The sequence below is a fragment of the Acinetobacter vivianii genome, from assembly GCF_014635885.1.
Classification (GTDB): domain Bacteria; phylum Pseudomonadota; class Gammaproteobacteria; order Pseudomonadales; family Moraxellaceae; genus Acinetobacter; species Acinetobacter vivianii.
Map to the genome: position 1 here is coordinate 1 of NZ_BMDR01000015.1, position 22649 is coordinate 22649.

Below are 22649 nucleotides of genomic sequence, written 5' to 3' on the forward strand. Positions count from 1 at the left end.
ATTAATTTTTGTTGCTGTTCTTCATTTAACGCAGGTTTACGACCCTTATATTTTTTGGCACGTTTTATAGGGTCATTTAATATATTGTCTATACCCTCTCTTTGAGTTTCCCTTATTACAGCTCTTTGAAATTGAGCTATTGCACCAAAGAAATGAAAGATTAATTCATCCATTGGGCTATTGCTCAGGGCATTAAATGTTAAATTTTCATGCAGAAATTTTACACTCACGCCTTTAGCCTTAAATTGATTGACCAGTTCAATCAGTAGGCCAATGTCACGCGCAAGCCGATCTAAAGAATGGATTACAACAGTATCGCCTTTCCGAGCATATCTAAACAGCTCTTGAAGCTGAGGGCGATTTTTCTTATTACCAGATACCTTATCTGTGAACACTACATCACATTTTACATCGGCTAATTGGCGTGAAGTATTCTGATCTTTACTGGAAACACGGATATAACCAATTGTTTGAGTAGGTGGTAAAGGTGATTGATCTATTGCGTCCTCTATATCAATCGTTCGTGTGTCGTGAACTTCTTTCACTTTTAAAACCTAACAAAATACATTAACCCTAATGTTATACCTGTAACAAAATTGATAATCAACCCTATTGTTATGGTTTATATAGGGGAGTAAAATTATAACAATAGGGTATACCCTATTGTTATATGGAGTGAGTTATGGGTTTAGTTTTGACAATTATCGTATTGCCATTTGCTATGAAGTGGTCACTTGATAGATACAAAACCGGAGAGAAATTTTTTCGGTATATTTTCTTTCTTTTTTCAATTCTTTTTGTCTGTGCATTATTTAAACTAATCACAAAGTTTTAAAGGATAAAGCAATGATTAATTTTGATGATTTAAGTGAATCTGAGCTATATAGATTGGCTCAGTCTGGCATTGGTAACAGAATAAGCCTTAGAACTTCAGGGGCTTTACCTGAAGATGATAGAGAAGCCCTTTCTCAAGAGCTTCAAAATTTATACGCGCTTGATAAAAGACAGCTTATACAATCTATAAAGCGTCATGCTGAAGCGTTTAAGCATGAAAAGTCGAAACAATAGGTGAGCTATGGATAATCAATACAGACTAAGTGATGAAGAACATCAACAAGTCTTTGAGAAAATAAAAAAGGACTTCCTTAATAATTCACTGTCTGTAGTAAATCCAAAAGTAGTTATTACAGGTGGGCAACCCGCTTCAGGTAAAGGCAAGTTGGCTAGGGATGCAATAGATGAATTTAAGGATAAAGGGGGGAGTGTAATCATCGACCCTGATCAATTGAGATCCTATCATCCTAAATATGACCACTTGCAGAACCTCGATGATAAGACCTCAGCAGGTTATACCCATCATGATGCTAAAAAGTGGAGTCTGGAGTTAATAGAAGAAGCCACAGCTCATAAGAAAAATATTGTACTCGATCAAACCAGTGCTGATTTTGACACATTAAAAAATACAGTACAGAACTTCAGGGATAAGGGCTATAAAAGTGTAGAGCTGAAGATAATGTCTGTTCCAGAAATGGCCTCTAGGCAGGGCATTTATCATCGTTATGAAATGGAAAAAAGCCTTTATGGTACTGGCCGTTTTGTTAACGTGGACGTACACAATGAAATCTACAACAAGCTTGAAAAAACTGTAGAGCGTTTAAAAGATGAACAGATCGTGGACAAGTTAACTGTTTATGATCGACATTACAAAACGATTGAACAGAAAGATTTTACACTGGAGAGAAACAGGGAGTTCACAGATCAAGAACGCCAACAACATGAGTATAAGTGGTTTAAAGTGATTGAAGCTATGGAGACACGCTTTGCACCATTAACCGAGTTGGAGATTGTGAGAGGACTTCAGGAAAATGATAGGCTGAAGTTGAATAATCAAAAGTTGGTCAATGAACTTCCCCCAGTTGATATAAAAACAGGTGAAAGAATGGATATTCAGGTAGTTACAAATCAGACCAGTAACTTATTAGTTGCTAAAGATGGTTTTGAAAAACACGATGGTTATGTGTCCAAGAATATTAAATCTGAGGGACAAGAAAATTTAATTCTCATGCGTCAAAACCGTGATCATATTGAGCTTATTAATGTAACCAAGAATGAGCTATTGCTTGATACCAAGATAGATAAGCACGACCCCAAAGAAGCCGAGAAGATTACATTAGACACATACCAGAAAATTAAAGATCAAATCATTGGTTTAGAAAATAAAGTTACTCTTGAGATACAGCCACAAGAGCCAACAAAAGACATAACGTTAAGTAGAGATCAAATCATCAATGATGTGCGTGTACACTTAAAGACTGAGGGCAAACTAGGCGCAGACTTTGCAAAGTCTGCAAATGGCGTAGCAGTAGCGCGTGGTGACTATATTAAGTTGACTGAAGCATACTCACAAAAAGATGGGTTGTTTAAATCAACTGAATTGCCAAAAGGTGCCGAGGTAAGAATTACCGGCCATACTTCAAAAAAAGGTGAAACCTACGCAACTGGAACATATAACAATCGAGAAGTAGAACTGAAGATTAGAAACGTACAAGCAAGTTATGGCGATCAGTACCAAAAACAGTATGAAACTAATCCTAAAGTTAAACAGGCCGTAGATCAGAAAGCTACAGCGCAGCAAAACAACTTAAAGGCACCAGTTACCCCAAAGGCTCAAGAGTTGAGCGCGTCAACTCCAAAGCAAGATAAGCCATCATCAAGAATGAAGTTTTAATAGTTTTTACGCCATTCATAAGGATTAATCGGATTAGGGCTTTTCCATAATCCGATTTTTTTTGTTCTAGCATTATTTTCAAGCTGTAAATATTCCTGATCTGCAAGTTTGTAACGGTATGCCCAAGCATACCCACTAGCGACCATTGCTTTATTTACGTTCAACTTATTCAAATAGACTTCACCGAGGAAACGGCCGTAATTATCAGTGCCGTGCTCTTTGATAAGAACATTTTGATTCATGACCATAGACATTAAATATTGTTTTGCTTGGGCACTGTAGGGCTGTGCTGGAGCTGCTTTTTCTTTGTGTGAAACTTCAGGGGCATCTATATTCACCAACCTAACTCGATACTTAGCATTGTTTGGCTTGGTGACACTTATAGTATCTCCATCATATACATAAGTGACTTTGGCGTAATAGTCGGCTTGGGTATGAGCACTTAAAAAAAGTAATGGAATTAAAAGTAGTTTTTTCATAACTCACCTTAGTTATTATCTTTGAAATTTGAGTACCGATGCTTGGTCATTTCAGCAAATTAGCTGAAAAGACCAGGCATCTAATTTAACGATCAATTTTAAGAAGTTATACAAGGCGGGGTTTTGTCAGAATGGTCAATTAAAGGTTAGGGTTTCTTTGACGCAAAACCTTTAGTTCCTCTTTTGTGATCGCTTCCTGATTGATAACTTTGCTTTCAATAGCATTGATCTGAGCGTTCGCATTGACAGCCTTAATATAATTCATATCCTCTTGGCTTAACTCAGGCATAACATCCTCAGCAGAATAGATTTGCTCAACTGGTTCTTTGGCCGGAGCTGCTTTTACCGTAGCAACTTGAGGTTCTGGTTCTGGTTTTACTGGACTTGGTTTAATTGCTTCAGGGGCTTTTTTAACTTCAGTACCGGCTTTGACTTCAGTTTTAGTAATCGTGGTTGCCAGTGGGCTATTAGGGCTTTGACTAACAGTAACGGTTTTTGCATCTGTTTTGACTTCTAAGGTGCCTTTCGCTGCTGTTAGGGATGGTTGGTCTACTTCAATTGCAACAGGCGTTTCTATCGCATTCTGTGCGGTTTCAGCGTGAGTATTTAAACCCACAAGTGCCAAACTTATTAAGAGAGTCTTTTTCATCGAGGAATCCTGAAAAAATAGGCAAAAAAAAGGCTAACAATAAAAATTGTTAGCCAGAATTTGAAGATTAGTTACCAAACCAAGTCTTAAAGCTTTGGGTACTGGTAACACCGCTAGATGCGCTGTTAGATGCAAGGTTAGTCTGTACAGCAGATAACTTAGCACCAATAGAATTAATGTAGCCTTGTTCAATTGCAATCGCATTTGCCAAGTCTTGGGCTTCTTTAATATTACGGGTTGAATTGATTTTATTCTTCAGTGAAGACAAGTTTGCAATATGCTCGTTTAACGCATTATACGAAGCATCACTAAATGCAAAACCTGTTTTCACAGTGTTGTAGTTACGCTTGTAAGAATCGTTTGATAACAATTCATTCATGCCTTGAGTGCCAATTGTAGTAAGCACTTTGTCATAAGTTTTTTGAGCTGTACCAAAGCTTCCGGTTTTTTGGTTCGCTACAACGTCTTGCCAAGAACCTGATACAACATCAACGTTTTTGGTAGATGAGCCAATACCATAACTTCCAGTAGTAGACTCATATTGCTTTTTCATGATTTCGTATTGTTGCTGCATTTGCACCAACTGCTTAACCATGTTTGCGACCGCTGTAGGGTCAAAAACCACATCCCAAGCATTAGCCTGATTAGTTGTAAAGGCTAACGCAAGAGCGATAGCCGATACTTTTATTTTGTTCATTTTCATGATTTCACCTTGTCATTAAAAGTATCAACCCACTGGTTATAGGTTAAATTTTCGCCTTTATCTAAAATTTCCGCAAGTATGTTGTGTCTTACTTCGTTACCAGAAAGAATCGGAATAATTTCTGACATATTGGATAGGTCTAGTTTACTGATAACAGAATCATGAGAGTTCTTGATCATAAATAAACGTTTGTGCGGAGGTGTATTAACAACCCATTCGTATTCAAACTCAGTACAACCTAAACCTGCTTTTTGTTCATCACCCATATAGGTTTTTCGGTTCGCTTTATCGTTTGGCAGTAAAATTGTAGTTTTAAACTGGCCGATCAAGTCATCATCACTGGTGATAACTTCAGGCGTTGGAGTAACGAAAATCATCATACCGTTACGTCTACGGTATGTTGTAAGCATGATCTTCAGCCATTCTTTGTTAATAGGGTTACTGATATAACGTTGACCTTCCTCAACTACCACAATAAACGGTTTACCTTGTGACATAGCTAAGTCAATGCGGTGGAAAATGTACATAGACATTGCACCTAGAACGACATCATTATTGATAACATTCTTCATTTCATAGCCAAAGATTCTAGCCCCCTCAATCGAGAAGTTATCATTTTCATTATCAAAAATGTTTGCCAAGTGACCAGAGCCAACCCACTTACTCATACGTTCAGCAAGGTTATTATCTGTAGGCATACCAAAATAGCTAATGAAGTTTCTAAGGCGACGACGAGATTTATCGTAGCGATAAATACTTTCAATAACGTCACTGATTTTCTTTTCTTCAGCAGTAGTTAATGGCTTTGGATTACCAAGCTCATTGTAATCTTGACCCATAAAAGCGAAAAGTTTTGACAGGAATAAGCGGTTCGCTTCTGTGTCATCTAGCTGCAAAGGATTCCAACCAGTAGGCACCAATTCACTTAATACAGTGTGATTACCGCCCATTGCTTTAACCCAAACACTAGCTGAATATTCAAAATCGAAATGGAATATATAAGGTTCGTGTTTATCAGCAGCCGTTAATAAAGCATTAATCAAAGTGGTTTTACCACCACCTGTACCAGTCGTAACACGGGTATGACCTACATCAAATTCATGGAAGTTAAAGAAATAAGGTGTATTGCTTATTGTCTTTAACTGGATGATGAAATCACCCCAATGGTTATTTTTTTTCTGACCAACAGGGCTATTATGTAGACTAGCAAAACCCGCAAAATTATTAGTATTAATCGTTGCAGGTCTTTGAAGCTTGTCATAATTTCCTACCAACATTGAATAGAAAGTAGGTTCCGCGATCAGATCCTCTTTTTTAGGAATCATGTGTTTTTGTTGGAAAGCCCCGCTAGTCTTTTGCATTGCATCCTTAAAGGCTTCTTGATTACTTGCAGTAACTAGGACGTTCAAAGAAAAAATACCATTCAATTGACGACCTGAAGCAAGATCATCAATAGCTTTTGTAATTGATTCAATTTGTGATGCTGATTTGTCTTTGGTACTAATTAACTGATTTTGTCGCTTCTCACTTAGATCAATAGATTTTTTTCTATCCATCATCATAAATGTTTCAGCGATAATTAAAGGATGATCAACTTCAAGAAACTTATCAATCATGGTGTGATCTGTTTCTTCAGGATAGTGAGCAGTCGGTAAACTATAAACGGCACCTGCTTTAATTTCACCTGTAGGAAGATGGAACGTAATAGTTCCATCAGTTTTAAAAACTCTACGTGAAAAGCCCAAGTAATTTCTAATTTCAGTAGCGTAAAGTGGGATTTCAGCTCTTTGCTGATTCAGTAGATAACTTAGAAAGTTTACAGTTTCCGAGTATAAAACTTCATCTTTAAAGTACGTTGTTAACCGTTTTGGTTGTGCATCTTGCAGATAGTTATTAAACATACTTACTGCATTTTCCAATTCAGCAACCATTTGTTCTTTAATATCTGAAGCAAAGAAAATATTCTTTAAGCGAAGTAAAGGCGGTTCGCTAGGGTTGTACTTACGAACGATTAAACTCACATAAATATCATTCTGGAACATACGTTCCTTGCCTAATTTTGAATAATATTTTTCATTAAAATGATTCGCAAATTCATTACCTGTTTCTTTAGGTTGATCTGCACTCACTTCATAACGATCATAATGAACCATAATAACGAAACGTGAACCGAGCTGTTTAAACATGTCAGCACGATATTTTTTTAAAGTACGCAATTGAGCATAACTTTTAGTTTCGTATGTATAACCAGAAATTTTAAGGGTAGTGAAAATATCACCATTATTAAGCACTAGATTATGTTCATTAATATGGGTTATGTACGGTAAATTGTCGATTTCCATTTTTTCTTTACCCGCTAATTCTTTATGGCTGTATTCAAAATTTTCGTTTGAAACTTTTGCATTAGAATCGTAACTATAGCCGCCAAAAACTTTGACTCCTGATAACTTACGTTTAACTGCAAACCACCAATATGAAATTCCTCTATCTTCTTCATAGGTTAAAGCTGCAAGAATCAAATAAGTGATAACAACAACGGCTATCCCAAATTTCATGAAACCTAGAAGCATTAAGATTACGAAAACAAGACCACCCACAATAAAGAAGATACCGAATATATTCGCAGGTATATTCAGGTGTCTTGCAGCACGGGCAAGTCCTGCAAACAGCAAGTCTTTTTCTTCATCTTTTTCGGTAGTCTTGTTCATAATTACCTCAGATTAGTTAAAGAAGAAGCTACTGATTTCAGGGGCAAAGAAACACACTAAGGCACCAACAACCATCCCGTAACCCCATTTTTTAACTCGTTCACTAGCACCGCCAAACATATTGAACGCTACCATGATACAGCCTGAAACGAAGGCAACCGCAGCAATGATTACCAACTCGTCATTAAACTCACTGAGTTTTTGTGCGACACGTTGCCCAAATGCAGCATTAGCGTATTGCGTATATAAAAGAATGAAAGCAAGGACTGAAAATTGTTTAAAGCGGTTTAATTGTTTCATGAGATTTTCCTCTTTAGAAAACTTGGACGTATTGACCATTGTTTAAAGTTTTAACAAATGAAGCTTGCTGCACCGATGCTTGTTGAGGCATTGATGCATTTTGATCAACTGGATAATTTGCCCGTAAGCGAACAGGCTCAGGCCGAGAAGCGTAAGTATCCGGTACACTCTCATTTGAGTTGCCTGAATAAGTCGGATACTGTTTTTGTTGCCAGTTAGAAAGAACAAGAATATCGCTTGTTCTTTTTGGCTCAGAATTGTTTTTATTGAAGTTCTGGAATGTTCCACCCCCGTTTAGTGCTAGGTATTTACTGGAAACAAAACGAACATAATTTTGCGTTTCGCGGTATGGAGGAATACCCCCAAACTTCTCAACTGCACCATGTCCGGCATTGTATCCAGCAATAACTTTGGTTAAGTCACCATTAAATCTTTTGGTCAGGAATGCAAGGTAACGTGTACCTGCAATAATGCTTTGCTCAGGCTCATATAATCGGCTTGGGTCTACACCCATCAAACGAGCTGTACTTGGTATAACTTGCATTAGGCCACGTGCATCTTTAGGAGAGCGAGCATTAGCTTTAAATGCACTTTCTCTAGCCATAATTGCTGTCACTAGGTTAGGGTCTAGCCCGTTTGCCATTGAGTGCTTGTAGATCAGCTCGTCATAAGGCGAAGCATAGACAAGCAAGGGAGCACTACAAAAAATTCCGATTATCATGTTTTTAAGCATTGTCATTATTCCTTATAGAGTTATAACAGTATAACTCTATTAGCCTAATCCTCAAATGGTGTATTTGAAAAATTATGTTTCTCTTTCAAATATTCATTTAGATAAATTAAGTAGACTAAATTTTTAGTTAATCTACGGCCTGCAAATTCTTCAGGTACTTTTAATTCCCCACGCTTATATCGCAAAAAGTGTTCATCCATTTCTGCAAAAAACGCATCACTTACATAGAGTTGTTCTCGTTTCATTTTCCTGTCCTTTTGGTTAAACCGCTAAAAATGAGTCAGTGACTTTATCATAAGAGCGATATTTCATTTTTATTAAAGTTGGCGGGTAATGGCCGGAGAACTTTAAATAAAAATGAAGTGGACGAAGATTGCTTATTTCTTCAGCTTTAACAACGTGTTCTTTATCTTTAACAAGCTCTACTTTTGCGTCTTTGTTTGCAGATTTCATACGTCTTAATACTTCTACTGAGCCGAAAGCTTTTTCATATTCTTGTGGGGTATAGGTGTCTTGAGAGTTAAGAGCACATACGCCAAAAGATGAAAAACAGCCACGTAAAGTCATGGCATCTTCACGGCCATAGATTCTGTTTAATTGAGCCAAACTTTGAATACCGGCCAGAGCAACAAGTCTGTGTTTACGACCTTTTGTTAATACAGCTTCTAAATAAGACAAACGGTTCAAAGAACCCAATTCATCTATACAAAAAATGAAGTCTGCATAGTTATCAAAGTCAGATAAAAGTGAGCTACAAATAACGTCAGTAGCACAACTAACTAAAGGTTGTAGTGCGGTGAGCTGATCTTCACGCCAAGTAATGAAAATATTGCCATCCCCATGTTTTAAGAAATCACGGAATGAAAAATTTCCCTTTTGACAATGGGTGTGAGGGGTTAAATAAGTGGTAACGATGCTTCTTAATGTTCCGACTAATTCTTCATTACCTAATGCGCTATATGCATTTGTACCTGCTAAAAAAGCCTTTAAGTCGTCATCACTAGAAACCAGTAAAATATTTTCAAGGTATTTAGCTTTTTCAGCTCTATTCAGATCATCCATTTCAAGAATTTTTTGCATGGCTGCTACAACGATCTGACGAGCCATGCGGTTAAAATTTTCATGTTGAGCATCTGATGATCTTGGAATGACCGTCATTGCATACGTTTCAATATCATAAGAATTACGGATTTCATTTAAGATCGACCAGTGCTTTGTTCGAGCATCAAAAGGGTTGAAAATTACATCCCCTTTTTTAAAAAAAAGACTTGCGTATGTCCCGTTAGGGTCAATCACAATAAGCCTTGTTTTATTGCGCTTATCTTCAACACAAGAGCTAAGAAAATCACTGATGGATACTGACTTACCTTGACCAGTACCACCAGTTAAAAGGAAGTGCTTAAACTTCAAATCTTGCGGAACAGGTAGGCTACAAAAGCGAACTTGATGCCCGCTTTCTTTAACCATTCTCTTTAATTTGAATGTGCTTACTAACTGTAAGCCACGCAGTACACGAACGTATCTCTCTCCACCGAAAGGGGTTTTATTATTCTGGAAATAAAACCAAGCAAAGGCACTACTAACCAATAAAACAGCTAAAAGTATCAATACATATAAAGGCGTTTTAAACGTCAACGGTATTGCGTAAAGCAATGCCTGAGCTTTATGTTCTTTCGGAAAAATAAAAAACTTTGGTAAAAATATTAACCATGTGAACAAGGTAATAAGTACAACAGACATTACAGCCTGACCAAAGATTTTTTGAGATTGATCATTCATTTAACTGTCCCCAAATATTTTTGTACCGCTTGATGTGAGGCAACTTTGTAGCTTTCCATGCTTGACTGCATCATGAGCATGTTTGAACGCAATTTAGCTTGGTTCGCTTGCAACATACTGTTTTCAATCGCTATGGCATTTGCTAAATCTTTAGATTGCTTCAATGTGTTTGTAGACACCTGAGCTAACGACTTTAGGTTTTCCATATTGCAGTTAACTTGTGTCCATGCCACTTCAGCATCAACGTATGCAGTGTTTACACGGCTTGCAGTAACATTCTGGATTTTAGAAAGCTCACTACTAGCATAAACGCCTGTATTGGTAGCGATCTGACGCTGCAATTCGTTATAAGCATTCTGTTCTTTTGGATTGTTAAATATATTGGTAGGTTGAGGGTCAAACCCGTTAGGTAATTCAAAGCCCGCAATTTGCGCTACATTTGTTAATAATCCAAGTCCGGCCAAGCCTTTTGTAACGCTGTCATATTGACCTTTTAAAACCTGAATTTGTCTTAAAAGGTCTTGTACTTGAAGTGCTGCATTTGCATTTTTCGTAGGGTCGAAAACGACTTTACCTGCACCGCCTGTTACTGGAGGAACTGGAGGTAATTCGATTGGGGATTCAATATCTACATTTTCAGCTTCAGGAAGTTTCACAGGTTTACAAGCATTTTGTACTTCAAGTTTGGCCTGAATCTTTTTCTGGTTCTCATTTTCAATTCCTTTGGTCGATGGAGTGTTGCCACTGAAACCACCAGTAACAACGTTGCTACCAAAGTAAGAACCTGTACCACCATAATTTTTATAATACTGAGCAATCTTAGGCACATAATCTTGTGTCTCTTTTGGCATAACTTTTTTCTTACCTTTTAGATAAGAACGTAAATTTCCCATACCCCAGTTATAGGCATATAGAGCATGAGGAATATTGCCAAATTGCTGATTGAGCTGTTTAAGATAGCGTGTGCCTGCATTCACATTTTGAGCAGGGTCATTAGGATTAGTCACACCTAAAGATCGAGCAGTTGCAGGCATTAACTGCATTAAACCCTGTGCGCCTACACCAGAGGCAGCCGAGGGATTGTGCGAAGATTCTTTTTTAATGACCGCATGAATTAATAAAGGGTCGTAACCATATTTAGAAGCAGCCGTAGTCACAATGGTGTTATAAGGCAAATTTACCGCATCAACACTGAAACTACTTAAACCGACTAATACGCAAAAGGCTATTCGTTTTAATTTCATAGTAATTCGTCCTTAACGCAACAGCTCAGTTAGACCAGGTATTTCATATCCTGGTCTAACTTGGCCGTTGCTTTATCATTTCGCCACGGCCAAACGGTTAGCCAGATCAACAAGAGTTTTAAAATGTGAACCTTGTTGTCCCATAGACAACTCATAACACCCGTTATTTGCGACTTGTACGCGCATAAAATCATGTGTTTGGCTTGAGTTATCAGAAATAACCGGAGAGATAAAAATAGCTCTAGCATTCGCAATATTTACGGGTAATTCACCAAAAAGCCCGACTGTTTGCGGTACGCAATTAGGGTCTACGTTGTAATAGATTTTTAGGTCTGCACACGCTTCAGATTTACAACTAGGATTGCTCGAAAACTTATAAGTGATGTAGTTGCCCTGATTAGGTGTTTCAGGCACATACGTTAAGCGGTTGCTTTGAGCATAGTTCTGGAGCACTTGCGTAAATGTTTGCGGGAGTTGAGCTTCAGCAGATAAACCAACGAGAGCACTAAGAGCAATTATTAATTTTTTCATGCTTTAATCCTTTTGAAATTTATAGGCTTGGCTTGGGTTATCTACGTCTGTCAAAATGACCAGATCATCCTTTTGTTCCATTAAATAAGCATCCTGATTGTTGTATTGAACAATCAGTTTTTTATCTTTCTCGACCGCAGAAAGTGGAACATCACCCCATGAATTTTTTAGGGTTACTTGAGTACCCTTGTTCGTAACAACAAGCGCACTGCTCATACCGTTTTCTTTTTCAAAAGCAGTCTGATCAATGCGGTTATATTCGCCATCTATTCCCTTAGAGGAACAGGCAACACTTGCTAAACTAAGCAACATTAGAAAGATTGTTTTTTTCATTTTTCATATCCTCATAAGCTTTGAAATAGATAGATGAACAGCCATAACCGCCCGATTCAGTTCTTCCAAGTTGAACAATAATGTCGATACTTTGGTTTACAAACATTTTGACCTGATCACTTGTAAGCGTAGTACCCGCCATTAAGACCATAAGGGTTAAACGTTCAATCGCGTTAACTGGATCATTGGCATGAAGTGTGGCGATAGAGCCACCGTGACCAGAAGAAATTAGATTTAGGTATGTGAATGCTTCAGAACCGCGAATCTCACCTAACAAAATACGTTTTGGATAAAGACGTAAGCAGGCTTCCATCAAAGACTGTGCAGTAACTTTAGCTAGACCTTGATCACCTCTTGAGTAATAGAGCTGTAACGAGTTGGGATGAGGTGGACGTAATTCTTTAGCATCTTCAATTGTGATTAGACGTTCACCTAAAGGGATACAGTCACTAATGAGTGAGTTGAAGAATGTAGTTTTACCTGAACCTGTACCCGCAGAAATAATGATATTTTTTTCATACAAAACAGCTTTGCGGATGAACTCATGAAAATTACGCGCTGCATATAAATCCATGAGTTCCTGATCTTTCGCAGAAATCTTTGCAAAAGGTTCAACCGAGTTAAGAATTGGCTCATATTGATCGTAAGACAAGCTCAAGATACTTGGCTTACGGATAGATAAAGCAATAGACCCTGTGCTTACAGCAGGGTCATGCACGATCTGGATACGGTAAAATAAACCCTCATGATCTGGTGACTCAATTTGAGCAGACAATAAGGGTTTTTTATTCGAAATTTCCTGATGTGAATTGGTTGCAATGTTTTGGGCTAAATCTTTTAAAAGAGCGTAGGTTAAGTTTGGATTTTCCCTTCTAACCATGTCTCTTGTACCTTTCAGAGCGATAAAATACTCTTTAGGCTTATTCACTGAAATTTCAGTAACATCTTCATTGGTTAAGTCCTCACCAAAGGCCATTTTTAAATCATCAAGTACAAGTATTGAAGACATGGTTAAATCCGTCCTATTTTATTGGTTTAAGATGGTTGAGAAATCTAAGTCTTTAGCTACTAAGACTTTGATACGGCTACCATGTTTCACCGTAATAGTTGGAGGAATAGACAAGTTGCGTTGTAAAACACGGTCAGCCTGATTGCCGAATGAGTTTGCAACTTCAGTACGATAAGTTTGACTAGCATTGTTCTGATCGCTACCGTTCACACCAACGTTGCTAACTCCGGCACCAATCAGACTAAGTAAAGTTGCTGTACCAAAAATACGGCCATAATGGTTGTTAACTTTCCCGCCTAAACCTGCAATACCAAGACCGTTAGTGCTTGGGCTATCAAGCATGATTTCAACACCATTCGGTGTAATAGCACGATTCCAAACGGCTGCAATTTCAGCTTGGCCGTCATTCACAATTGATGAATACTGACCAAATAAACGAGTTCCCGCAGGTAATAAACGGTTACGGCCTTGTTCGCTATAAATATCATTTGTTACACGGGCAATAATGTTGCTTGGTAAATCACTTTTAACAGCAGTTTCTAAAACAGCATCAATGATTTTACCTTGTTGAATCAACATTCTACGGTCAGCGTTATAGCTTGCACGAGCGATAGGAGCTTTTTGATTGCTTGTACTTGAATCAAAACGGCCACCCATTGAACCCGCAGAGTTATTTGCAATACGTGGATTTACATTATTGCCAGCAGCTCCACCCTGACCGCCTGCTTGTGAACCCTGCATACCCATTAGGAAAGGTGCTAATTCAGGCGGTACACCCGCCATTCCTGAAGCATCACCATTAGGGCTAACGCCATTACCTTTTGAACCTGAACCGCTACCATCAACCATAATGCCTGATTTATAACGGGCATTTAAAAGAGCCTGTTCTTTTGCAATCGCTTCCTGACGCGCTTGTTCTTGCTGTTCAGCTAACTTCGCTTGTTGTTCTGCAAGTTGACGTTCAAGCTCAAGTTCTTCAGGAGTTTTCGCAGTTGGTACAGCAGTTTCGGTTGCTGTCGGAATTGGTTGTGGAGTACCAAACCCAAATGGATTGTTAGGGTTAGCATTATTCGTTTCAGCTTCAACAGGTTTAGTTACGGCAGATTCGATACCAGTTGCAGCGCGTGTTTCCTTATTTTTTTGCAACTTGAAATAAACAGCAGCAATAACACCACCAATAACAATAATTAGGAAAAGTACAGCCTTAGCTAATTTTCCTTTGTCTATATCTTTGGCTGATAACTTCTGTTTTCTATTAAAATCATCTTGGATGCCAAAATCATCATGGGGTTTAGTATTGTCCTCACCATGAAATTGATGATCGTTATTTTTTAAATCATCTTTAGAGCTAAATTCATCTTTGGTGCCAAAATCATTTTGACCAAATTTGTTGTTCTCATTTGTCATCTTAATTTACTCCAACAATTTCAGGTTTACGGAGAATACAAACGTACTCATTGCCAAGACGTAAAGTGAAAGCATCCGCTACTTTCTCAATCACCATGACATTGCCCTCTTGTCTTGAATTTGTGAGTTCTTCATATCCCTCACCATTCACATAGTAGATAGCCGGACGCGGTGAGTTTTTATCAAGTCGAATAAATGTAAATTGACCATCATCACTTACACCGAGGACTTTAATTTCCTTGCTGTGCGTTGCATCCATTCCATATTTATCACTTGTCATAGGCAGTTCACCCAATGCAGGGCGTGGAGCATTTTGTTCGGCAAGTAGGCGATTCTTTCTGTTTGAGTCTGCATAGTTAAAACGCAATACATAAACAGGCTGTGATGAGTTAAATAGATTGAAATAGTAGTTACGCTTATCCGTAATCACAGTTAAGTTAGTGCGGTTCATACCGGCTTGCGGTTTTTCCGCAGGCTTGATAAATAAACGGTTGCCTTGAGGAATGATTTGCCATCCAATTGTGTCACCTGAAGCGACTGTTTGAATTGTTTCATTTCCAAATTCAACAGTGGTTGAAATCCCGAAAGTTGTTGAGAGTTCAACTACATGGCTTTCAGAATATGGAACAACCTTAATTCGTGAATCTGTCTTTAGACCTACTGGAATCTGACGGGCAAAAGTAGGCGCAGAAACAACACAGGTTGCAGTGAGTAGTATGCTTAAAAGTGTCTTGTTCATTTGTGATCTACCTTAATTTTGTGAATTAGTGACTGCTTGAGGTTCAGACGCAGCATTAACTGGAGCTTGTGGCAAAGGTTGTGCTACAGCACTTTGATTAACAGAAACTAAGGCATCATTAGACGCATTCTGAGTCAGATTCCAGTTGAAGAATTTCACGCCAAAAATGTTGGCATAACGATCTTTGACACTAAGATTCGTATAGTCACCAGTCTTATAGTCAGCAGTAATGGTGTAACTGTATTGTTTAACGTCAGTACCTTTGACAACCATTGTGCGGAATGTGGCTTGAACCTTGTTATTACCAAGTAGATTGATCGAAATGATTTTAGGCGTTACAGAGCCGTTCTCACCTAACAAGTTAAACGGTGAATTTAGGTTGAGTGCGCTAACCTCATTTTCAAAGTCAGTTCTATCTTTACCATCTAAGAAAATTGCGCCAGACATATACTGTTCGGCCAGTGAATCTCTACCAATACGGCCGTTATAGCCATAACGACTTTTAATGACCGTCCAGAAATAAGAAGTCACTAATCGCTCAATCATTTTCGGGTCAGTTTTACTATCAAATTTTTCAACAGAGGTCATAATTCCTGTTTCTGAATCAATGACAGCAATCATTGGTTCGATAGTTTTAAGGGGATAAAGCTTAGCGAGTGAATAACCTTGAACACCATTAAAGGCAAGAGAGACAGTCAGTGCAGCTAATGCCCACAGAGTAATTTTCCCATTGCGGTTTTCATTCGTCTTTTTGTCTTTCTGGATTTGCCCTACTGTGGCATCAAGGATTTTCTTTTCTTGTGGTGTCATTTTTTATACTCCCCTATTTGCGGAACATGCGTTTTACGAAATTGGTTGCAGATCCAGTAACACCCTGAGTCGCACTGGTAGATGCTTCAAAACCCGCACCCACTAATGAAATAGCGATTTTTGGTATTAATAGGAAAAGACCAATAACAACGAATAGGACGATGACCATGACAAAAGCCCCGACAAAAGATGAGCCGTTATCATTTAAATGTTGAATACCTGCTACAACAGACGTTAGAACAAGGTCGCAACTCACAATAAGTAAGAGGATTACCACATGTGGAGTTAATGCAGCATGTAGCCAGTTGGTTGCAAATCTACGAGTGGCAGGGAACATTGCAGCAGCAATAAAAATAGGAGCCACAGCAATTAAGATGCCGATAACGACTTTACAAATAATCCAGATCAGGAAGAACAAACCGCAGACCAGACATGCCAAACCGAAAATGAAGCTATAGATCAGGACAAAGAAGAAGCCAGATACAACGTTAGTAATACCCGTATCTACGTTTGAGAAAGCTAAAGTAATGGCATCAAAGATAATTCTTACAAATGATTGCAATGTCGTTTTTGAATCTGTTCCGGTCATTTCAGAGATCAGGTTAGGCAGATCATCTAAGAAAAATTCAGCAATGTATGGATAGAATGAATCCCAACTAAAGACAATTGACCAGATAATTAACATAATGATGAACGTTGCTATCACATCATCAAACGCAATAGCTCTACCGAGCATCATGTTAAAACCTTGCCATGCTAACCAAACCACAATAAATCCGGCAAAAACAGGCATGATCGGAGTAGTAATCTTCGTGTAGTAGTTCTGAAGATTATTTTTAATGTTTGAATCAACACCCTCCATCATAGAATCAACAACCTTATCGAGTTCTTTCATGCCATTTTCGGTGACTTGAGAGACTTCATCAGAAATTTGGTTGTTGCCACCTGAATTAGTAGTCGGAGGGACTTGTCCACCAGTACCTAAGTCTTGAGGTGGAGTAAAGTTGTCTACAGCATAAGCGGAGCTAATGCCTAGAAAACTAAAGAAGATCAGGAAAATATAGATGAACTTTTTCATAGTATCACCTATTGATTTACTGGAATTTCAGGCGGGTTTTTATTTGATTTAACGAATGTGCCTTGATTATAAAAATCTAGTTTTCCGTCCGTATAAACCACGCATTCCGTTTGTAATGAACCCTCTACACAGTAGGTATTATCTTTTACAAACTCTAATTTTTTGCCCTCAATCTTGCCAACGAGTTGAGGAAGCTTGATAGGGTTAATGTCTTGAATTGGGTTGCGGATTTGATAATTGAACTTGGTAATAGAATAGCGATCGTTAGAGTCCTTTTCGCCAATCGTGTAATACGCATAGAATCTTGCATTTTTGTCTACAGATTCAGGCACCCAAGTACCAGAAATATCAGGTTTAGTGAAGCAGGCTGTCAGTGCAATACCTAAAGCTAAAACCACTGAGCCTTTTTTTAGTGTAGTAAAAACTGATTTATTGATTTCCATTTTGTGGTTCTCTCTCGTAGGTTAAAACACCGTTGTCACCACCTAACTTCAATTTGCCATCCACCAGTTGAAAACACGCTTTGTTAGGCGCACATAGCAAGCCATTTTCAGGCTTAAACTCCATACTGGTGAAAACACCTCTAGCTAGAATAGAAACGGCATATACGTCTTTGGTTTCGGTTTTATCAATGATTACTCGATCATTAATAACTACGTCATTTGCACTTTGGGACTTTTGCCCCGTTGGGTTCATCCAAACCCCGATATAGTCATCCCCTTTTACGCCTGAATCTTTAGGTTCATCCGAGCAGCCACTAGACAGACCCGTCAGTACGAAAATTAGGGGTAAAAAAACTTTTTTCATGCTTTTGTGCCCTCCACCAAACTTGTTGTAGTTTTTGCGAATGGGTCAGAATGTTGGTAATCAGCACTTGGCAAAGGTTGATAAACACATGCACATGGAGATTTCTTTAATCCCTTTTGTGAAGCTGAGTTTGATGCACAACCAGAAATAGCTGTTACGCAAACGGTAGTTAAAATGATGAGTGTTTTTTTCATGAGGTCACCTTGTTACTTAGCTATAGAGTTATAACAGTATAACTCTATAAGTCTAAAAATAGTACAATTTTACCTAAAATATACGGTTCTGAGTGTTTCAAAAGGTAAACAAAAATAGAACAATAATAATGAAAGCTTTTATTTTCATGTACTTAAATTTACTGTATTTACCGAAAAGTATAACGGTAGCTCGAAATTTAACGCACGTATTGCTCAAGCTTTAGCTTGGGCAATGCTAAGTTCAATTTGAGCAATCAACCGACTGTACCCCGTTGCTATCGTAATGACAGGTACAGAGGGCGATAGTAAGACTGGAAACACAAGATATAGTGGAGATCCACAGCTCGACCGATACTAGATATTGTGTTTTGAGAAATTTTAGAAAGTCTGCAAAAGACAGAAATGTAATATTTTGCCAGTCGCATTTTATGTTCCAAAAAAGTCATATTTTTATAAAACAATAATTTATGAAAATTGAGAGCAGAGATCCTGGTCTAATTGCAGCTGAGTGGCCATGAGATATTTTGCCAATGGATATTAAAGCATCAACAATATGATTTAAAAAAACTGTGGAAAACTTTTAAAAAAATAAATTCGTTTAAGTATCTGATTAATCATTTTTTTGTTCTTTATTTGATCAAATATTAGCCAAGTTTTTGATACTAAACAAAAAAAGTAAAGCCCCGAAGGTCTTGCAACCTTCGGGGCTTTTGCTTATATTTGTTGGTACACAGTTATTTGATGCCGTTAACATCATCTAACGAAGATCGAAAGGTTTGGCGACCGTTCCGATTTCACCCGAAGGCTTAATTGTACCTAGATTCTATTGTTGCATAAATAGGTAATTTTGCAAGCCCTCTAGTAAAAAAACTTCGTTAATTTTATGTCTATTCGTGTATCAAATAAGTGCAAACTTATTTTGCCGAGTCTCGTCTACTTCTGTGATTTATAAAGCTTTATGTTTGTAAGAGCGTTGCCTTAAATGGACTAACAACGGCATACAGCTTTCATAGACGGTTCGTGTAGCAGGTGGACATAAGTGACGGCAGTATCACGAACGCATGAGTTTAAGCATTTAGCCAGTGCAAAAACGCCCGCATACTGATGAAAAGCACAATAATTGTGGGGTCGCAGGGAATACGCTTGGAACTGGTATAAGTTAGATGTTGGGGAAACCCTCCTAGAGATTACCGACCAAGTGAGTGAGCTAATGCGTGTGCTAGGGGAGCTGTAAGGCTCTAAATACTCACTTGCTGTTATGCCCTTACATTGGCATACAGTGTCGATTGAAAGCGACGTCGGCTCCGACAGCAAGCTTCAACGGCAATATTCGAGGTAGCCATTTTAAGCATTTTTTTGCTTAGGCTATCTAGGGTGAATATTGCCGAAATCTGCTCAATCTCACCAACTGCAAGGGCAGTTAAGCGAAGCGTACTGACCGCAGCAGTGGTGTGATTGATAGCAGATGAGTGCCTTATTGTAAGAGCGCCTTATCCCAATCTACTTATAAGTATTCCTTATATACAGTTTTACTGATAAAGAATTTAATATCAAAAACTTAGACAATAAAACTTTAATTACAAAACTATCTAAAATACACCTTGATTGTTTTGTGAGTACAAATTAATATATGTATAAATAGTTCAGAGATATTACTATGAGCAGATCAACAAAAGGTATGACCCGATCAACTATGATTGGTAATCAAAACAGTGTTAAAGAAGTCGTTAAAGAAGATAGATTTCAAGCTCGAATGAATTATGAAGATAAGCAAAAGCTGCTTAAATTTTGTAAGGATAATGGTTTAAATCTAACAGATTATTTACTCACAACAATGGTTGACAACGGCATTCTTCCAGAAGCAAGACGACCAGTTAAAACAAAGAATTAATATCAAGGAATTTATTATGAACGCTAAAACTAAATTATCTATCGTTATTACATTGGCTAATCAGAAAGGTGGAGTATCTAAAACGACTACTTCAATTAATCTTGCTGTAGGCTTAGCACTTCGCGGTTATGACGTATTGCTTGTTGACGGTGACCCGCAGGCATCTTCATTACACTGGGCAACTGTACGTGATGAATCTGAGATCGAATTAAATAATTTAACGGTAATTGGTGTACCTAAAACTAACTTGGCAAAAGAAGTAGCTAAGCTCAAAGTGAATTACGATTTTCTTATTATTGATGGCGCAGGTAGACAGTCAGAATTAACCAGACTTGCCTTAGTTGCGTGTGATATTGCAATTATACCTAATACGACTTCACCACTTGATGCATGGGCTACAGAAGCAACTATACAGTCTATTAATGAGATTCAAAGCTATCGAGACTTTAAATCGTATTTCCTTTTAAGTGGCGTAAGTAAAAGAACAAAAGTTTTTACTGAGGTTAAAGATTATTTAACTCAAACCTATCCAGATCAGAAAATTTTAGACACAGTTATTGAGTCAAGAACAGCATACGCACGTAGCTTGGGGGATGGCTTGACTATTTTTGAATACAAAAATGATCAAGGTAAAAAGGATGATAAAGGGATAGCTGAAGTTAACGCCTTGATTGATGAAATTCTTGATCGTGAGGGATTAACAAAATTGAGTGAGGAAGCCGTTTAATGAAAGCACCTAAAAGCATTGCTAGCATTACTAACAATGCTCATATTGCGAATGAAAAAAGCCATCTGGTCAATTCTTTGAATTTTGACAAGATGCAAAAAATTCCGATTAATCCTGATCTTTATAAGAAGATCGACAAGGTTGCCAGTAAGCGAAAAATTGTATTGGCCGATATAGCACGGGCAGCATTGGAGTTTTACTTGAATAATCCTGATGCACCGTATAGCACAGAGCTGAGCCAGAAGAACTCAAAAAAATTGATCTACACCATTAATCAGCTAATGGATGTAAAGATCGAAAAATTTAAGTCAGATCATGGAGTCAACCGCAGCGATCAGATCAGACGGGCTTTATCAGCGTGGTTGATCAATGAAAATTTAATGAAATGGGAAGATAAATAAATGGTAAAGGTCATCGAAGAACGTAGCTGTTATACAGTGGAAATCACCCCTAGAGCATTGGGCGGTGAAGCAACAATCATCGGCATGGGCTTTGCCATGAATATTCCAGAGGATACACCAGTAAAAATATCATCGGCAAAATTCTATCTGAAGCATGAGCCAATTTTTAACACGTATTTTCTGCATTGGAATTGGATGTTAAACCCAGCCAAGAAAGAGCAAGGCGATGGTAACGGTAATTGTTGTATTACAGAAGCAGACTTTTTAGAGCTTAAAAAGCACTTTCTGGTGTGTTAATAGGATGAACAATTATGAGTCCAGATACTATAAAAAATAAGCTGATTATTCTTAATGAAGCTGACCAGAAAAATTATGATTACTTAATTGCACAGGTAGATCGGGTTGCAATTGAGTACGCTATAAATGAGTTGGAGAGCCAGAATAAGCGACCCTATTTATCAAATATATTTAAGTTGCTAGACATACCGCCCCGACACTAAAGGGGCTTTGTTGTCTATGGAGGTGCCACATGCTGAAAATTATTTTAAGAGTGCTTGTCATCATGGGTTTTCTGATGCCTGCAATTATTATGTATTTTTTCCCAAGCCTAACGAGTACAAAATTCTTTTGGCTGAGTATGCTTGTATTCTGTATTTTGCTGCTTCGCATACGTGGAATTTTATTATTCTTAGGCATAACTTTTGCCAGTGTATCTTCAATGTTCCCCCGCAGGTAATTTGCAATTTATTCCAATCCGGAGAGCTGCACCGGCTTTAAAAAACTGACCTAAGTAATTGAGTTACCGTTCAACTAAAAATTACCAATTGGCATAATACATCATCTTCAGCTCTCCCCTTACACCACTAATGACTAAAAGACCTGTAAGGCTATTCAGTCATATAACGCAGACTCTAAAAGCTTAAAATCGCATGAAAGACGCGCTATGAAAGAATTTTTATTCTTATTAACTAAATTATAGAGTTGGAGGGCTTGGGCTTGGATTTCTTCTTGATAATGCAAGATAAACTCATATTGGTTCTGCAATAAACGACCATATTTATCAGTAACATCAATAGTGATCTCTATTAGCTGATCCTCTATTACAGGGAACATATTATTGATATGGATTACGCCTAACTTGTTATTTGGATTGCCCTTTTCATGTAATTTAAAGACAGTAATATTATTAATTTTGTCTTGCTTGGGCTTATATGAGGATAAAGGCGCGTAGTAGTTTAAGCCATTTATTACCATGAGAACGCCAACATAAGGACGTGTACCACCATAATTATTCTGTATTTTGAAGTCTAATGATTTCATTTTATTAATAAAATCATCTTTTATAGTGTAGAAACGAAGTGGTTTAGACATAACTTTTAAAAATAAAAAATGGCATCCG

The 22649-nt window shown here is 37.8% G+C and carries 28 protein-coding genes; 7 read left to right on the forward strand and 21 right to left on the reverse strand.

Going from position 1 to position 22649, the window contains the following annotated elements; translation table 11 throughout:
* Nucleotides 1-545 (reverse strand): recombinase family protein (locus IEV36_RS18250; protein ID WP_188393559.1); only part of this gene is annotated, 545 nt, incomplete at its 3' end.
* Between the two features lie 301 nt (nt 546-846).
* On the opposite strand from IEV36_RS18250, the gene IEV36_RS18255 reads away from it, so the two are divergent.
* Complete coding sequence (locus IEV36_RS18255) at nt 847-1068, forward strand: hypothetical protein (RefSeq protein WP_005254908.1); 222 nt, start codon at nt 847-849, stop codon at nt 1066-1068.
* Nucleotides 1069-1075: 7 nt separating this feature from the next.
* The gene (locus tag IEV36_RS18260) at nt 1076-2728 is read left to right on the forward strand and encodes a zeta toxin family protein (RefSeq protein WP_005254909.1); all 1653 of its coding nucleotides are present in this window, start codon (nt 1076-1078) and stop codon (nt 2726-2728) included.
* On the opposite strand, the gene IEV36_RS18265 is transcribed toward IEV36_RS18260, so the two are convergent.
* The 19 genes from IEV36_RS18265 to IEV36_RS18355 form a co-directional block, all read right to left on the reverse strand.
* Nucleotides 2725-3207 carry a thermonuclease family protein gene (locus IEV36_RS18265; RefSeq protein ID WP_005254910.1) on the reverse strand — a complete coding sequence of 161 codons (483 nt, stop codon included), beginning with the start codon at nt 3205-3207 and terminating at the stop codon, nt 2725-2727. The two genes, IEV36_RS18260 and IEV36_RS18265, sit on opposite strands and share 4 nt — an antisense overlap.
* A 139-nt stretch (nt 3208-3346) precedes the next feature.
* A complete protein-coding gene (locus IEV36_RS18270) occupies nt 3347-3856 on the reverse strand; it encodes a hypothetical protein (RefSeq protein WP_005254911.1) in 510 nt (169 codons plus the stop codon).
* Nucleotides 3857-3923: 67 nt separating this feature from the next.
* Nucleotides 3924-4559, reverse strand: a complete 636-nt coding sequence (locus IEV36_RS18275) for a TrbJ/VirB5 family protein (RefSeq protein ID WP_005254912.1) — start codon at nt 4557-4559, stop codon at nt 3924-3926.
* Nucleotides 4556-7267: a VirB4 family type IV secretion/conjugal transfer ATPase gene (locus IEV36_RS18280; RefSeq protein ID WP_005254913.1), complete on the reverse strand. Its 2712-nt coding sequence runs from the start codon at nt 7265-7267 to the stop codon at nt 4556-4558. Before IEV36_RS18280 ends, IEV36_RS18275 begins: the two co-directional genes overlap by 4 nt.
* 12 nt (nt 7268-7279) lie before the next feature.
* Complete coding sequence (locus IEV36_RS18285) at nt 7280-7567, reverse strand: TrbC/VirB2 family protein (protein WP_005254915.1); 288 nt, start codon at nt 7565-7567, stop codon at nt 7280-7282.
* A gap of 13 nt (nt 7568-7580) precedes the next feature.
* Nucleotides 7581-8288, reverse strand: a complete 708-nt coding sequence (locus IEV36_RS18290) for a lytic transglycosylase domain-containing protein (protein WP_227591701.1) — start codon at nt 8286-8288, stop codon at nt 7581-7583.
* A gap of 56 nt (nt 8289-8344) precedes the next feature.
* Nucleotides 8345-8545 carry a hypothetical protein gene (locus IEV36_RS18295; protein WP_005254919.1) on the reverse strand — a complete coding sequence of 67 codons (201 nt, stop codon included), beginning with the start codon at nt 8543-8545 and terminating at the stop codon, nt 8345-8347.
* Between the two features lie 16 nt (nt 8546-8561).
* The gene (locus IEV36_RS18300; protein WP_005254920.1) at nt 8562-10079 is read right to left on the reverse strand and encodes a type IV secretion system DNA-binding domain-containing protein; all 1518 of its coding nucleotides are present in this window, start codon (nt 10077-10079) and stop codon (nt 8562-8564) included.
* A complete protein-coding gene (locus tag IEV36_RS18305; RefSeq protein WP_005254923.1) occupies nt 10076-11323 on the reverse strand; it encodes a lytic transglycosylase domain-containing protein in 1248 nt (415 codons plus the stop codon). The genes IEV36_RS18300 and IEV36_RS18305 overlap by 4 nt, the downstream gene beginning before the upstream one ends.
* 75 nt (nt 11324-11398) lie before the next feature.
* Nucleotides 11399-11854, reverse strand: a complete 456-nt coding sequence (locus tag IEV36_RS18310) for a hypothetical protein (protein WP_005254925.1) — start codon at nt 11852-11854, stop codon at nt 11399-11401.
* A gap of 3 nt (nt 11855-11857) precedes the next feature.
* The gene (locus IEV36_RS18315) at nt 11858-12187 is read right to left on the reverse strand and encodes a hypothetical protein (RefSeq protein ID WP_005254926.1); all 330 of its coding nucleotides are present in this window, start codon (nt 12185-12187) and stop codon (nt 11858-11860) included.
* Nucleotides 12156-13196 (reverse strand): P-type DNA transfer ATPase VirB11, encoded by a 1041-nt coding sequence (gene virB11 / locus IEV36_RS18320; protein WP_005254928.1) that lies wholly within the window; start codon nt 13194-13196, stop codon nt 12156-12158. The genes IEV36_RS18315 and virB11 overlap by 32 nt, the downstream gene beginning before the upstream one ends.
* Before the next feature lie 18 nt (nt 13197-13214).
* Nucleotides 13215-14603: a TrbI/VirB10 family protein gene (locus tag IEV36_RS18325; protein WP_005254931.1), complete on the reverse strand. Its 1389-nt coding sequence runs from the start codon at nt 14601-14603 to the stop codon at nt 13215-13217.
* A 1-nt stretch (nt 14604) separates the two neighbouring features.
* Nucleotides 14605-15342 carry a TrbG/VirB9 family P-type conjugative transfer protein gene (locus IEV36_RS18330; protein ID WP_005254933.1) on the reverse strand — a complete coding sequence of 246 codons (738 nt, stop codon included), beginning with the start codon at nt 15340-15342 and terminating at the stop codon, nt 14605-14607.
* Nucleotides 15343-15354: 12 nt separating this feature from the next.
* Complete coding sequence (locus tag IEV36_RS18335; protein ID WP_005254934.1) at nt 15355-16152, reverse strand: VirB8/TrbF family protein; 798 nt, start codon at nt 16150-16152, stop codon at nt 15355-15357.
* A 13-nt stretch (nt 16153-16165) separates the two neighbouring features.
* Nucleotides 16166-17230 carry a TrbL/VirB6 family protein gene (locus IEV36_RS18340; protein ID WP_005254936.1) on the reverse strand — a complete coding sequence of 355 codons (1065 nt, stop codon included), beginning with the start codon at nt 17228-17230 and terminating at the stop codon, nt 16166-16168.
* A gap of 8 nt (nt 17231-17238) precedes the next feature.
* The gene (locus IEV36_RS18345) at nt 17239-17673 is read right to left on the reverse strand and encodes a hypothetical protein (protein WP_005254937.1); all 435 of its coding nucleotides are present in this window, start codon (nt 17671-17673) and stop codon (nt 17239-17241) included.
* Nucleotides 17660-18037, reverse strand: coding sequence for a hypothetical protein (locus tag IEV36_RS18350; protein ID WP_005254939.1), 378 nt, complete (start codon nt 18035-18037; stop codon nt 17660-17662). Before IEV36_RS18350 ends, IEV36_RS18345 begins: the two co-directional genes overlap by 14 nt.
* Nucleotides 18034-18231, reverse strand: coding sequence for a hypothetical protein (locus IEV36_RS18355; RefSeq protein ID WP_005254941.1), 198 nt, complete (start codon nt 18229-18231; stop codon nt 18034-18036). The genes IEV36_RS18350 and IEV36_RS18355 overlap by 4 nt, the downstream gene beginning before the upstream one ends.
* 1657 nt (nt 18232-19888) lie before the next feature.
* Here IEV36_RS18355 and IEV36_RS18360 point away from each other — a divergent pair.
* From IEV36_RS18360 to IEV36_RS19005, 5 genes are read left to right on the forward strand one after another with little or no spacing between them, the layout of a single operon-like run.
* The gene (locus IEV36_RS18360) at nt 19889-20122 is read left to right on the forward strand and encodes a hypothetical protein (RefSeq protein ID WP_005254839.1); all 234 of its coding nucleotides are present in this window, start codon (nt 19889-19891) and stop codon (nt 20120-20122) included.
* A 16-nt stretch (nt 20123-20138) separates the two neighbouring features.
* A complete protein-coding gene (gene parA, locus IEV36_RS18365) occupies nt 20139-20849 on the forward strand; it encodes a ParA family partition ATPase (RefSeq protein WP_005254842.1) in 711 nt (236 codons plus the stop codon).
* Nucleotides 20849-21250, forward strand: coding sequence for a hypothetical protein (locus IEV36_RS18370; RefSeq protein WP_005254851.1), 402 nt, complete (start codon nt 20849-20851; stop codon nt 21248-21250). Before parA ends, IEV36_RS18370 begins: the two co-directional genes overlap by 1 nt.
* Entirely contained in the window at nt 21251-21547 is a 297-nt protein-coding gene (locus IEV36_RS18375; RefSeq protein ID WP_005254854.1) for a hypothetical protein, read from the forward strand.
* A 14-nt stretch (nt 21548-21561) separates the two neighbouring features.
* Nucleotides 21562-21750, forward strand: a complete 189-nt coding sequence (locus IEV36_RS19005; protein ID WP_005254855.1) for a CppA family protein — start codon at nt 21562-21564, stop codon at nt 21748-21750.
* Nucleotides 21751-22141: 391 nt separating this feature from the next.
* On the opposite strand, the gene IEV36_RS18380 is transcribed toward IEV36_RS19005, so the two are convergent.
* On the reverse strand, nt 22142-22621 hold the full coding sequence (locus IEV36_RS18380) for a type III toxin-antitoxin system ToxN/AbiQ family toxin (RefSeq protein WP_005254856.1): 480 nt from the start codon (nt 22619-22621) through the stop codon (nt 22142-22144).
* Nucleotides 22622-22649 lie beyond the last annotated feature (28 nt).